The organism is Aeromonas sp. FDAARGOS 1416, from assembly GCF_019048085.1.
In the GTDB taxonomy this organism is placed as follows: Bacteria; Pseudomonadota; Gammaproteobacteria; order Enterobacterales; family Aeromonadaceae; genus Aeromonas; species Aeromonas veronii.
On record NZ_CP077301.1, the window covers coordinates 1,535,463 to 1,548,965 of the forward strand.

Sequence of the window (13,503 nt, forward strand, 5' to 3'; positions counted from 1 at the left end):
AGGGACATCATGCAGACCCTGATCTGGAAGACCCTCTCCCCCGCCCAGCAGGCCGACGTGCTGACCCGACCGGCCTTGAGTGACGAGGCCGATATTGGCGCCGTAGTGCGGGATATCATCGCTGCAGTGCGTAGCCGTGGCGATGAGGCCCTGCGCGAGCTGAGCCAGCGCTTCGAGCGCGCTCCCCGTGAGCAGCTGCGCGTCAGCGAAGATGAGATTGAAGCCGCCTGCGCGCGGCTGGATGACAACATCAAAAATGCCATCGAAGCGGCCATTGCCAACATTCGTACCTTTCATGCCGCACAAGTGCAGCCGGTGGTACGGGTGGAGACCCAACCCGGGGTGGTATGCGAGCTGCGCACCCAGCCCATCAGTCGGGTCGGCCTCTATGTGCCGGGGGGCAGCGCGCCGCTCCCCTCCACCGTGATGATGCTGGCCATTCCGGCTGCTATCGCCGGTTGCCGTGAAGTGGTGCTCTGCACCCCGTCCCCCGCCAGCGACGAGATCCTGTTTGCCGCCCGCGCCTGCGGCGTCGAGAAGGTGTTCGCCATCGGCGGCGCCCAGGCCATCGCGGCTATGGCTTACGGCACCGAGAGCATCCCCAAGGTGGACAAGATCTTCGGCCCGGGCAACGCCTATGTGACCGAAGCCAAGGGGCAGGTATCCCGCGACTGGCGCGGCGCCGCCATCGACATGCCCGCCGGCCCCTCCGAGGTGCTGGTGATTGCCGACGAGAGCGCCAACCCCGCCTTCGTGGCAGCGGATCTGCTCTCCCAGGCCGAGCACGGCCCCGACAGCCAGGTGGTGCTGGTCACCACCTCGGCGCTGCTGGCCGATGCCATCGCAGGGGAAATCAAGAGCCAGCTGACCAAGTTGAGCCGCCGCGATATCGCCGCCCAGGCGCTCGGCAGCAGTCTGGTGATCCTCTGTGACGATCTGGCCGAGGCGTGTGCCATCTCCAACGCCTACGCGCCGGAGCACCTGATCGTGCAGACCCGCGCCCCCCGCGATCTGCTGGATAAACTCGAGAACGCCGGTTCCATCTTCCTCGGAGCATGGACACCGGAATCGGTCGGCGATTACGCCAGCGGCACCAATCACACCCTGCCAACTTATGGCTATGCCCGCACCTGCTCGAGCCTTGGCCTCGCCGATTATCAGCGCCGCTACACGGTGCAGGAGTTGAGCGAGCGCGGCATTCAGGGCCTTGGCCCCATCGTCGAGCGCATTGCTCAGGCCGAAGGGCTCGATGGCCACAAAAATGCCGTCACCCTCAGATTGAACGCCCTGGCCGCCGCGCCCCAACCAACAGCACAGCAGAAGGATTTGTCATGAGCATTGCCAATCTGGCGCGCCGCGTGGTGCGGGCCCTCACCCCTTATCAATCCGCCCGCCGTATCGGTGGCAAGGGCCACGTCTGGCTCAACGCCAACGAGGCGCCGCAGGCCTATCCCTTCACCATCGAGGGGAGCCGCCTCAACCGCTACCCCGAGTGCCAACCGGCCGAGGTGGTGAACGGCTATGCCGCCTACGCCGGGGTCAATCCCGATCAGGTGCTGGTGAGCCGCGGCGCCGACGAGGCCATCGAGCTCTTGATCCGCACCTTCTGCGAAGCGGGTGAAGATCAGATCCTCATCTGCCCGCCCACCTACGGCATGTACGCCATCAGCGCCGAAACCTGTGGCGTGGGGATTGTTGAGCAGCCGCTGACCGCCAGCCGCCAGCCGGACTGGCCCGCCATCGCCGATCGCCTCAGTGACGTGAAGCTGGTGTTTCTCTGCTCCCCCAACAACCCCACCGGGGATCTGGTGGGCCGCGACGGCCTTATCGCCCTGCTGGAAAAGGCGCGGGATCGCGCCATCGTGGTGGTGGACGAGGCCTATATCGAGTTCTGCCCCGAGGCGTCCGTAGTGGACCTGCTGGCCCGCTTCCCCAATCTGGTGGTGACCCGCACCCTCTCCAAGGCTTTTGCCCTGGCGGGGATCCGCTGCGGCTTTACGCTGGCAAACCCCGAGGTGATCGCCATGCTGGCCAAGGTGATCGCCCCCTATCCCATCCCCGAGCCCATCGCCCAGATCGCGGCGCAAGCCCTCTCCCCCATGGGGCTGGAGCTGATGCACGAGCGAGTGATAGAGCTCAACAAGCAAAAAGCCGCCTTCAAGGCAGAGCTGGCAACGCTTGCCTGCGTGAAGGAAGTATTCGAAGACAAGGGCAACTTCGTGCTGGTGCGCTTTGTGGATGGCGCCGTCATCTTTGCCGCCATGAAGGCCGCCGGCATCATACTGCGAGATTTCTCGACCAAACCCGGCCTTGATAACAGCATTCGCGTCACCATCGGCTATCAGGGCGAGATGGATGCCGTGCTGGCGGTACTGCGTGATCTGCCCTCTCCCACTTTGTAAGACAAGGATGTAGCGATGAAGACCCCGTTTTTGTTTATCGACCGCGACGGCACCCTGATTGAAGAGCCGGTGACCGACAAGCAGGTGGATAGCCTCGCCAAGCTGCGTTTCGAGCCCATGGTCATTCCGGTGCTGCGCGAGTTGCTGGCCGCCGGTTACGTGCTGGTGATGGTGACCAATCAGGATGGGCTGGGTACTGCCAGCCTGCCGCTGGAAAACTTCCAGCCGCCACACGACCTGATGATGCACCTGTTTGAATCGCAAGGGGTGAAGTGGGAGCAGGTGCTGATCTGCCCCCACTTCCCCACCGACGGCTGCAGCTGCCGCAAGCCCCACCTCGGGCTGGTGAAGGAGTACCTCGCCTCCGGTCGCATCGACTTTGCCAACTCCTTCGTGATTGGCGATCGCCAGACCGATCTGCAGCTTGCCGAGAATATGGGCATTGGCGGCATTCGCTACCACCCGCAAGATCACGACTGGCTCGCCATCCGTGATCAGCTGCTCTCCAAGGGGCGCGTAGCCTCGGTGGAGCGCTACACCAAGGAGACCCGCATCCAGGCGGCAGTGGATTTAGACAAAAGCGGTGGCAACCAGATCGCCACCGGCATCGGCTTCTTTGATCACATGCTGGATCAGATCGCCACCCACGCCGGTTTCCAGCTCAAGCTGAACGTCAGCGGCGATCTGCATATCGACGATCACCACACGGTAGAGGATGTGGGGCTGGCGCTGGGTCAGGCGCTGCGTCAGGCCCTTGGCAACAAGCGCGGGATCGGTCGCTTCGGCTTCGTGCTGGCGATGGACGAGGTGCAGGCAGTGATCGATGCGCGCCCGCTGACCGAGCAGGAGGTGAGCACCGCACTGGATCTCAGCGGTCGCCCCTACTTCGTGTTTGACTGCCCGAGCGGCTTTGGCCGCGACAACGTGGGCGAGATGGCCACCGAGATGGTGCCTCACTTCTTCCGCTCCCTCTCGGACGCCATGGCCATCACCTTGCAGATGAAGGTGGGCAGCGGCAACACCCACCATCAGGTAGAGGCGCTGTTCAAAGGCTTTGGCCGCGCCCTGCGTCAGGCCATTCGGGTGGAAGGGAGCGAGCTTCCCTCCAGCAAGGGAGTGCTGTGATGGATGTGAGCAAGCAGAAGCTGGTCATTATCGACACCGGCTGTGCCAATCTGGCCTCGGTGCGCATGGCATTCGAGCGCCTCGGCGTGCAGCCGCTGGTCTCCAGCCTGGCCGCCGATATCGAGCAGGCGGACAAGCTGATCCTGCCCGGTGTCGGCACCGCGGTGGCCGCCATGAAAAACCTCAACGAGCGCGGGCTGGTGCCCCTTATTCGCGCCGCCAAACAGCCGCTGCTGGGCTTTTGCCTCGGTATGCAGATGTTGGCGGAGGCCTCCGAAGAGAGCATGGGTACGGATGACTCGTCAGAGCGGCTTATCGACTGCCTTGGCATAGTGCCGGGCAAGATCCGCCTGATGGAGGTCGGTAATCTGCGACTGCCCCATATGGGCTGGAACCAGATTGAACACGATGAGACCCATCCTCTGCTCAAGGGGATCCCGAGCGGCAGCTACTTCTATTTCGTCCACTCCTATGCGCTGGAGGTGACCGGGGCAACGCTGGCGACCTGTGACTACGGCCAGCCGTTTACCGCTATCGTCGGTGGGGTTGCAGAGCACAGCAACTTCTTCGGCGCCCAATTCCACCCGGAGCGCTCAGGCGCAGCCGGTGCCCGTTTGCTGCAAAATTTTCTGGAGCTGTGACTAGCATGATCATTCCCGCAATTGACCTTATCAACGGTCAGGTGGTTCGCCTCTATCAGGGGGACTACGAGCAGAAGACCGAATACAGCAGCAGCCCACAGGCCCGCTTCGATGAATATGTCTCCCAGGGGGCGGTGCAGCTCCATCTGGTGGATCTGGACGGTGCCAAGGATGCCAAGGCGCGCCAGCTGCCCCTGCTGACCCAACTGCTGTCAGCCACCGAAGCGCCGGTGCAGGTCGGCGGCGGCGTGCGCACGGAGCAGGATGTGGCAGACCTCTTGGCCGCCGGTGCCAGCCGGGTAGTGATTGGCTCCACCGCCGTCAAATCCCCGGATCTGGTAGCCAGCTGGATGGAGAAATATGGCCCCGAGCAGATCGTGCTGGCGCTGGACGTCAATATCGATGAGCAGGGCAATCGCCATATCGCGGTGGCAGGCTGGCAGGAGAACAGCGGCGTGACCATCGAAGCGCTGATCGATCGCTTCCTCCCCGCCGGGCTCAAGCATGTGCTCTGCACCGACATCAGCCGTGACGGCACCCTGGCTGGCACCAACGTCGAGCTCTATCGTGATCTCTGCGCCCGCTACCCGAGCGTCGCCTTTCAGGCCTCCGGCGGTATTGGCGGCATCGCGGATATCGAGGCGCTCAAGGGCTCCGGCGTCAAGGGGATCATCCTTGGCCGCGCTCTGCTGGAGGGCAAGTTCTCGGTAGGTGACGCCATCGCCTGCTGGCAAGCTCCCGCAGCCGTTACCACAGGAGGCAACTGATGCTGGCAAGACGCATTATTCCCTGCCTCGACGTGAAAGATGGCGTGGTGGTCAAGGGGGTGCAATTTCGCAATCACGAGGTGATGGGCGGCATTGTCGAACTGGCACGCCGCTACGCCGAAGAGGGGGCTGACGAGCTGGTGTTCTATGACATCACCGCCTCCAGCGATGCCCGGGTGGTGGACAAGAGCTGGGTGAGCCGGGTGGCGGAGGTGATCGATATCCCCTTCTGCGTCGCCGGTGGCATTAAAAGCGTGGAAGATGCCCGCCAGATCCTCGAATTTGGCGCCGACAAGGTCTCCATCAACTCTCCGGCCCTTGCCGACCCGACTCTGATCAGCCGACTGGCCGAGCGCTTTGGCGTGCAGTGCGTGGTGGTGGGCATTGACTCCTACTTCGACGCCGAGACGGGCCACTATCAGGTCAAACAGTTTACCGGTGACGAGAGCCGCACCCGCACCACCGCCTGGCACACTCTCGATTGGGTGCAGGAGGTGCAAAAGCGCGGCGCGGGCGAAATCGTGCTGAACGTGATGAATCAGGACGGCATGCGTCAGGGCTATGATCTCGACCAGCTCAAGCTGGTGCGCAGTGTCTGCAAGGTGCCGCTGATTGCCTCCGGCGGTGCCGGTGCCATGGCACACTTTCGCGATGCCTTTACCCTCGCCGATGTGGACGGGGCGCTGGCCGCCTCCGTGTTCCACAAGGGCCTTATCCCCATTCCCGAATTGAAACGCTGGCTGAAAACCGAAGGAGTCGCCATCCGTGAATAACTTCTCTGATAACACACAAACAACCGCCAGCACGCGCCCCCTTGCCGAGCAGCTCGACTGGGAAAAATGCGACGGCATGATCCCCGCCATCGTCCAGCATGCCGCCAGCGGCGAGGTGCTGATGCAGGGCTTTATGACCCGTGAGGCGCTGGAGAAGACCCAGACCACCGGTCAGGTCACCTTCTTTAGCCGCAGCAAACAGCGGCTCTGGACCAAGGGGGAAAGCTCGGGCAATGTGCTCAACCTTGTGGCCATCAGCACCGACTGCGATCAGGACTCTCTGCTGATTGCCGCCAACCCCGTCGGCCCCACCTGCCATAAAGGCACCACCTCCTGCTTTAATGACCACCCGCTGCCACCCCTCGGTTTTCTGGCAGAACTGGAACAGGTGCTGGCCGCCCGCAAAGGGGCCGATCCGGCCACCAGCTACACAGCCAGCCTCTACGCCAAAGGGACCAAGCGCATCGCCCAGAAGGTCGGTGAAGAGGGTGTGGAAGTGGCGCTGGCCGCGATGGCCAAGGATCGGGAAGAGCTCATCAACGAATCCGCCGATCTGCTCTACCACCTTACCGTGCTGCTGCAAAACGAAGGGCTGGGATTACAGGATGTCGTTCAGCGGCTTTACGAGCGGCATAATAAATAAGTTGATAGTAAAGCCGGGTTATCCCGGCTTTACTTAGTCAAGATGCACAGCCAGCTCAACTAAATTTTTATACGTTGTTAAACGTCGCTCCAATAGTGACAGTTCCTTTTCTGCCAAAATAGTATTTTCTTCTACCGTCAAATTCCGCATACGCCTAACACAATCTATTGTTAACGAGATAAAACGAGATGAATATTCATCATCTAAAGTCGGCTTCAATAGCCCCTCATAAGACATAACTAAAATGTTTCTCAAGGAAACCATATATTCACTATCTTTAAATGGATTTGCATATCGTTCACCATCGACATCCTTAATATAACTTCCTATAGTACTTCCTGCTTTTATAAAACATTGAAAATGTTGTTCTTCATACTCACTTGTCAGACTATTAAAACCTTTCAAAGTAGGATGGTTATCTGTCTTAGGCATTTTGCCATCTGCTACAGCGCGATAATCTTCATTATTTTTCTCGCATAGAGAGAACAGGTAAACAAGAAAAATCAGATTTAATGTGCAACCTTGGTAATTTACGATGGACGCGATCGTTCGATCCAACACTTGCTCTGTTTTTCTTAAGCTCAATGAAAAATGATCACAAACAGCAGTTAATACATTTACCAACACTTGGCTATTAGTGATCTCAGGCCATACAGTGACATGCTCAAAATGCAATTTTTTATCTACAACTGCCTGCTTAATAAACTCTCGCCGAGAGATACTGCCTAACGTAAATCGTCTATGAAAAAATCGGCCAAGATAACTTTCTGCATCAAAACCATCGCCATAAATTACCTTGATAGCATGCTGTAACTGCTCAGTATCGGTTGCAAGTACAAACACCACGCCGGGAATATCAAAAATATGTTTTATGGTCTCCAGCATTTCTACCGCATAGGAGGGGCGACAGCGATCCAGCTCATCAATCAGAATAAAGGCGGGATAGTCCAATCGACCTTGGCCATCCAATTGGTCTAAGTTTGCTGAAACCGCAGCTTCAACCCATTGCCGAATTTCTTGTTTAAGATACTGGATAGATTCATAACGCTCTTTGTGATTGCTACAAAGCGTATCAACCAGCTTATCTGCATCTTCGCCTTCCACAGAAAAATCACTATCTTCCCATCCAGCTTTTTTAATGGCTGACTTGAGCACCAATTTTCCGCCCACCTTTAGCAACCCCAATAGCTTGGATTTGATGCCATCAGGTATTGCAACCTTATTTCCTGTTGCATCTCTCAATTGTTCGATAATCGACGAAATAACCGTCAATAAAGGATCATCGGAAAAATCCTGCTGCCAGGCATCGATATAGACGGTGGGATAGTGCGCTTTCAGCTCCATATACCAGCGCTTGATAAACCAGGTTTTACCCGCCCCCCACTCGGCATTGAGGTTGAGCACATAGTTGCGCTGCTTGCCTTCGGCGGCGAGGTATTTAGTCAGAAACTCGGCATAGCGGGCACGTTCCAGCCGATCACCAGCCAACTCTTCACCGCCCGCAATGGCCCCGGGCCCGTCCCACTGAACTGCGTCATTCCAATTAAACGGTGCCACTGCCATCTCGTATCTCTCCATATTGCGTTGCTGAGGATGATATCAGGGTCGCCGAGAAAATAGTTTGATTAAAGACCTGTTTGTTGCCCTTTCCACCGCTCGGGTGGGCGTATTTGACTGCTGGGCAATCTCTTTGCTGCTGGCCCACGAAGCAGGGCCGATATGAGTGGGACAGTTATCTGCATAGCCACGGACTCAGTTGATTTCCTTTGACCACACCAACGATGACAATCGTGTGACATGGCGCAGATCCTGCGGAAATAAACGCGAAACATGGCCTGTGAAGTGCTTAATTTAAACTGTTGGTACATATATTCGCGCTGTATACAACGATGCCCTTAACCAAGGATGGCTAGCCCCATGAAGGATGAACCCTTCTCTATCCAGTTACAGCATGAGCTGGATCACCTCAAAGCCATCTTCAACGAGACGGACGCCTACATGTTTACCAAGGATCTGGCGGGCCGTTACACCTATGCCAATCAGGCGGTGCTGGATCTCTTTGGTTGCACCCTCGCCGAGTTGCAGGGGCAGGATGATCGGGCCTTTTTTGATCTCGAATTCTCCGACACCATTCAACGCAACGACCGGTTGGTAATGGAGCAACAACTCGCCATCGCCCAGGAGGAGATCAACTACCTCAAATCCACCGGGGAAAAGCGCTGCTACTGGACCGTTAAAAAGCCCATCCATGACAAGGATGGCAACCTGATCGGCCTGTGCGGCATCTCCACCGATATCACCGAACACAAGCTGATTGAGGCCCGCATGGCGGAGCAGCATCAGCTGCTGGAAATCATCCTCGCCAACGTGGATGCCCATATCTATATGAAGGACAGCCTGCACCGCTTTCTCTACGTCAACCAAAAGGTCGCCGATCTGCTGGGCCTTCCTGCCGAGCAGATCATCAACCGGCGCGATGATGAGGTGATACCCGCGGCCAGCGCCTGCCAGCTGTGGCGACTGGACAACTGGGTATTCGAAACCGGCGAGCTGCAAGCCGGGGAAGAGATGCTGACCGATCCCGAAGGCAATCAGCACTATTACTGGTCGGTCAAGGTGCCCTTTCTACTGGGGGATGGCACCCCCACCCTGATCGGTATCTCCTCCGACATTACCGAACTGCACCAGCTCAAGGAGCGGCTGCACCAGCAGTCGGTGCGTGATGGCCTCACCGGTCTCTACAACCGCCGTTTCTTTTTCGAGATGTGCGAGAAGAACCTCAGTCTGGACATGCGCCACCACCTCACCTCGGTGCTGATGGTGCTGGATGTGGATCAGTTCAAGTGCATCAACGATCGCTTCGGTCACCCCCTTGGGGATAGCGCGCTGATGCATCTGGGCAGGGTGATGCAATCGGTGCTGCGCAGCGAAGATGTGCTGGCTCGCATCGGCGGTGACGAGTTTGCCATCTTGCTGCCCAACACCACCCTCTCGGCCGCCGCATCACTGGCCGAGCGGCTGCGCCTGCAGGTGATGCAAAGCCCGCTGCCCCTGCCCGATGGAGATAAGCTGGTCATCACCATCAGCGCAGGACTGGTGGAAAATGGCGAAGGGGAGCTGATGGAGAGCCTCTACGCCCGCGCCGATCAGATGCTCTATCAGGCCAAACAGAGCGGCCGCAACTGCGTCGCCTGCAAGGCTCCCTAGCCATACAACGGGAGGGCCAGCAGCCCTCCAGACCCCTTGTATCTCCCTCCTATGAATTGCTGTGCTGGCTCCTTACGAACAGACCGCTACCCCAGCTGTTTGCGCAGCACGAATTTTTGCACCTTGCCGGTCGAGGTTTTCGGCAGCGGGGTGAAGATGATGCGTTTGGGGGCCTTGAAGTGGGCCATCTGCTCCCGGCAAAAGGCGATCAACTCCGCCTGGGTAGTCTCTCGCCCCTCTTTCAGTTTCACGAAGGCGCAGGGTACCTCCCCCCACTTCTCATCGGGCATGGCGATCACCGCAGCTTCGTCCACATCGGGATGGCGATAGAGCACATCTTCCACCTCCAGACTGGAGATATTCTCCCCGCCGGAGATGATGATGTCCTTGGATCTGTCCTTGATCTCCACATAACCATCCGGGTGCCATACCGCCAGATCGCCACTGCGAAACCACCCCTCCGCCATCGCCTCGGCGCTGGCCGCCGGATTTTTCAGATATCCCTTCATCACCACATTACCGCGCAGCACTATCTCCCCCATAGTTTTGCCATCTTTGACCACCGGCTCGCCACTGACCGGATTGATGACCCGCATCTCCCCCTGCAGAGGCGACGCAACACCCTGGCGCGCCTTGAGGCGGGAGAGCGCCGTGGCATCCTGACCCTGCCAGCTTCTTTGCGGTTCGCACAACACGCAGGGGCCATAGGTTTCGGTCAGGCCATAGACGTGGGTCACGGCGATCCCCATCGCTTCCATACCGGCGATCACGGTGGCGGGGGGCGCAGCGCCAGCGGTCATCACCTTGATGGGGTGATCCAGCCCCTGCTTGAGCGCCGGATCGGCATTGTTGAGCATATTGAGCACGATGGGCGCTGCGCAGAAGTGGCTCACCTTGTGCTCGTGCAGCGCCTCATAAATGGCGGCCGCCTGCACATGGCGCAGGCAGATACTCACCCCGGCGGTGGCTGCCAGCGTCCAGGGGAAGCACCAGCCGTTGCAGTGAAACATCGGCAAGGTCCAGAGGTAGACGGGATGTTTGGGCAGCTCCCAGGAGAGCACGTTGTTGATGGCGTTGAGGTGGGCACCGCGATGGTGATAGACCACCCCCTTGGGATTGCCGGTGGTGCCGGAGGTGTAGTTAAGGGAGATGGCCTGCCACTCATCTTGCGGCAACCAGCCGGGTTCATCGCCGTTACCAGTGGCAATAAAGGTCTCATAGTCGAGGTCACTGACAAGCGCCCCTTCCTGGTAGAGGGGATCATCGATGGCGATGACCAGCGGTTGGCTATTCAGCAGATCCAGCGCCTTGCGCACCACGGCGCCAAACTCCCTGTCCACCAGCACCACCTTGCTCTGGGCATGCTGAAAGATAAAAGCCATCGACTCGGCATCGAGCCGGGTATTGATGGTGTTGAGCACGGCGCCGCTCATGGGCACGCCGAAGTGTGCTTCAAACATCGCCGGGATATTGGGCGCGACGATGGAGACGGTATCCCCCTCTCCGATGTCGTGAAGCCGCAGGGCCGAGGCCAGCTGGCGGCAACGGCGGGCAGTCTCGCCCCAGCTCTGGCGCAGCGGGCCGTGGATCAGCGCCGGATAGTCGGGATAGACCCGCTCCGCCCGCCCCAAAAAGCTGATGGGGGTCAGGGCCTCGAAATTGGCGGCGGTTTTGGCAAGGTCACGCTCATAGATGTTCTGCACTGGCATCGGGTTCCTTCCTCACAGGTGGCACAAAACGGGGTGTTCCGGGATGATTCAGAGGCCAGGAGGCGACATGGGCATCCTGCCCGTCACTGGTCTCTTATGGGGATGACAGCCTAACAGTGAGCCTGCGGCGGCAGGTATTAGCAAAACGTCTTAGACAGGGGCAGCCTGCTGCCAACAGAGGCCCCCTGTTTTCGTTGCAAAAAAATATTTCATTACGGGAAAGCGTGCCATTTTTTTCACAGGCTGTTTTTGGCGAATAACGAAAAATGACGATAATGGAATATTATTCCGTCAAAACTGCTTTATATGTCATTTCATTCATCTCGGCACGCACTATTTTCATGACCTTTATTTAAGGTAAACCGCATAAAACGAAAGCCGAAATAGTTATTGCATAATAACTTTTATTTCATATCAGCTGTTAAATCCATGGAAAATAAATTTTGTGAGCCATCCCATAAAGCGAGCATGGCACCATGTTCATTCAGCCACACACGGGTTACGGTTACAACGTGAAACAATCTACCGGATGTTCAATATCAGGCCAGATTTCTCGCCAATCACTACGCAATCCACAGTGAGTTTGCGTACCTTGGATGTATGACGCAGAAACCCTATCGACCCGATATTCCGCCGAGCCCAAACCTGCTTTATCAAGGAGCATTTTATGTGTGCCGTGCCGAATACCACACCACGCAGACAATTCCCTACTGCATTTACCATTCTGTTTCTTATTATGTTACTGGCCATTGCACTGACCTGGATAATTCCGGCGGGCGCCTATGCCAAGCTCTCTTATAATCCAGCCAGTGAAAGTCTGATGGTCAATAGCCCACAGGGGGAAATAAGCCGACTTCCCGCAACCCAGGATGCCCTGGCAAAACTTAACATCAATATTGCGGTGGAGCAATTTACCAACGGCACCATCCGCAAGCCCATTGCCATTCCCGGCACCTATGCCCGATTGGAGCAAGCGCCCAAGGGGTTCGGTGACGTGGCGGTCAGCATGGTCAAGGGCACCATAGAGGGGGCGGATATCATCGTCTTTATTCTGGTGCTCGGGGGGCTGATCGGCGTCATCAACAAGACAGGTGCCTTCAGTGCAGGGCTGGTGGCGTTGTCGCGCAAGACCCGGGGCAACGAGTTCCTGTTTGTGGCGCTGGTCTGCTTCGTAATGGCGCTGGGAGGCACCACCTGCGGACTGGAGGAAGAGGCGGTCGCCTTCTATCCCATACTGGTGCCCATCTTTCTGGCGCTCGGCTATGACTCCATCGTCTGCGTGGGAGCCATCTTCCTCGCCGCCTCCATGGGCACCACCTTCTCCACCATCAATCCCTTCTCGGTGGTGATCGCCTCCAATGCCGCCGGCATTCCCTTTACCGAGGGGCTGATCTTTCGCGCCATTGGCTGTCTGGTGGGCACCATGGTGGTGATCAGTTATCTCTACTGGTACTGCAAGAAGATCAAGGCCAACCCGGCCTTCTCCTACACCTATGAGGACAGAGAGAGTTTTCGCGCCCGTTTTCTCAAAGAGGGCTCTATGGACGAAGGGGTGCCCTTCACCCTGCGCCGCAAGATCATTCTGACCCTGTTTATCCTCGCCTTCCCGCTGATGGAGTGGGGCGTCTCCATGGCCGGTTGGTGGTTTCCGCAGATGGCAGCCTCCTTCCTGACCATCGCCATCATCATCATTTTTATCTCGGGTCTCAAAGAGAAAGAGGCAGTCGAGGCCTTCACTCAGGGGGCGTCGGAGCTGGTGGCGGTCTCCCTCATAATCGGGCTGGCACGGGGGGTCAATCTGGTGCTGGATCAGGGGATGATCTCGGACACCATTCTGGCCTACGCCTCCGATCTGGTCTCCGGCATGCACGGCGCCGTGTTCGCGGTGGCGCAGATGCTGGTGTTCACCCTGCTGGGGCTGGTGGTGCCCTCCTCCTCGGGGCTCGCAGTGCTCTCCATGCCCATCATGGCGCCGCTGGCAGATACCGTGATGATCCCCCGCTATATCGTGGTGTCGGCCTACAACTGGGGCCAATACGCCATGCTGTTCCTGGCCCCCACCGGACTGGTGCTGGTCACTCTGCAGATGCTCGGCATCCAGTTCAACAAGTGGGTCAAGTTCGTGCTGCCCATGGTAGGCTTTGTGCTGGGATTTGGCGCCCTGATGCTGGTGACGCAAGTGATGTTGGCCTGATGGGCCTGTGATACATGAGTGACAACACCCCGTGCCTGGCGC

At 58.2% G+C, this 13,503-nt stretch carries 11 protein-coding genes; 9 read left to right on the forward strand and 2 right to left on the reverse strand.

The features are described 5' to 3' along the window. The first annotated feature begins 9 nt into the window (after positions 1-9). Genes hisD through hisIE form a run of 7 tightly spaced genes read left to right on the forward strand, consistent with a single transcriptional unit; the run spans position 10 to position 6,351 of the window. Entirely contained in the window at positions 10-1,335 is a 1,326-nt protein-coding gene (hisD, locus tag I6L46_RS06815) for a histidinol dehydrogenase (RefSeq protein WP_216977714.1), read from the forward strand. Further along, a complete protein-coding gene (gene hisC / locus I6L46_RS06820) occupies positions 1,332-2,402 on the forward strand; it encodes a histidinol-phosphate transaminase (RefSeq protein ID WP_216977715.1) in 1,071 nt (356 codons plus the stop codon). The genes hisD and hisC overlap by 4 nt, the downstream gene beginning before the upstream one ends. A gap of 15 nt (positions 2,403-2,417) precedes the next feature. Next, positions 2,418-3,527 (forward strand): bifunctional histidinol-phosphatase/imidazoleglycerol-phosphate dehydratase HisB, encoded by a 1,110-nt coding sequence (hisB, locus tag I6L46_RS06825; RefSeq protein WP_216977716.1) that lies wholly within the window; start codon positions 2,418-2,420, stop codon positions 3,525-3,527. Beyond that, positions 3,527-4,168, forward strand: a complete 642-nt coding sequence (hisH, locus tag I6L46_RS06830; protein WP_216977717.1) for an imidazole glycerol phosphate synthase subunit HisH — start codon at positions 3,527-3,529, stop codon at positions 4,166-4,168. The genes hisB and hisH overlap by 1 nt, the downstream gene beginning before the upstream one ends. A gap of 5 nt (positions 4,169-4,173) precedes the next feature. Next, positions 4,174-4,935, forward strand: a complete 762-nt coding sequence (gene hisA / locus I6L46_RS06835) for a 1-(5-phosphoribosyl)-5-[(5-phosphoribosylamino)methylideneamino]imidazole-4-carboxamide isomerase (RefSeq protein ID WP_216977718.1) — start codon at positions 4,174-4,176, stop codon at positions 4,933-4,935. After that, entirely contained in the window at positions 4,935-5,708 is a 774-nt protein-coding gene (hisF, locus tag I6L46_RS06840; protein ID WP_019446757.1) for an imidazole glycerol phosphate synthase subunit HisF, read from the forward strand. Before hisA ends, hisF begins: the two co-directional genes overlap by 1 nt. Beyond that, positions 5,701-6,351, forward strand: a complete 651-nt coding sequence (gene hisIE / locus I6L46_RS06845; RefSeq protein ID WP_216977719.1) for a bifunctional phosphoribosyl-AMP cyclohydrolase/phosphoribosyl-ATP diphosphatase HisIE — start codon at positions 5,701-5,703, stop codon at positions 6,349-6,351. The genes hisF and hisIE overlap by 8 nt, the downstream gene beginning before the upstream one ends. A 33-nt stretch (positions 6,352-6,384) precedes the next feature. Here hisIE and I6L46_RS06850 read toward each other — a convergent pair whose 3' ends face one another. After that, positions 6,385-7,914, reverse strand: a complete 1,530-nt coding sequence (locus I6L46_RS06850; RefSeq protein ID WP_216977720.1) for a P-loop NTPase fold protein — start codon at positions 7,912-7,914, stop codon at positions 6,385-6,387. A 354-nt stretch (positions 7,915-8,268) separates the two neighbouring features. Here I6L46_RS06850 and I6L46_RS06855 point away from each other — a divergent pair, with 354 nt between their 5' ends. Beyond that, positions 8,269-9,558 (forward strand): sensor domain-containing diguanylate cyclase, encoded by a 1,290-nt coding sequence (locus I6L46_RS06855; protein ID WP_216977721.1) that lies wholly within the window; start codon positions 8,269-8,271, stop codon positions 9,556-9,558. 86 nt (positions 9,559-9,644) lie between these two features. Here the strand turns inward: I6L46_RS06855 and I6L46_RS06860 are convergent, their stop codons facing one another. Further along, positions 9,645-11,267, reverse strand: a complete 1,623-nt coding sequence (locus I6L46_RS06860) for an acyl-CoA synthetase (RefSeq protein WP_216977722.1) — start codon at positions 11,265-11,267, stop codon at positions 9,645-9,647. A gap of 667 nt (positions 11,268-11,934) precedes the next feature. Between I6L46_RS06860 and I6L46_RS06865 the strand changes: the two genes are divergently transcribed. Further along, complete coding sequence (locus tag I6L46_RS06865) at positions 11,935-13,461, forward strand: YfcC family protein (protein ID WP_216977723.1); 1,527 nt, start codon at positions 11,935-11,937, stop codon at positions 13,459-13,461. Positions 13,462-13,503 lie beyond the last annotated feature (42 nt).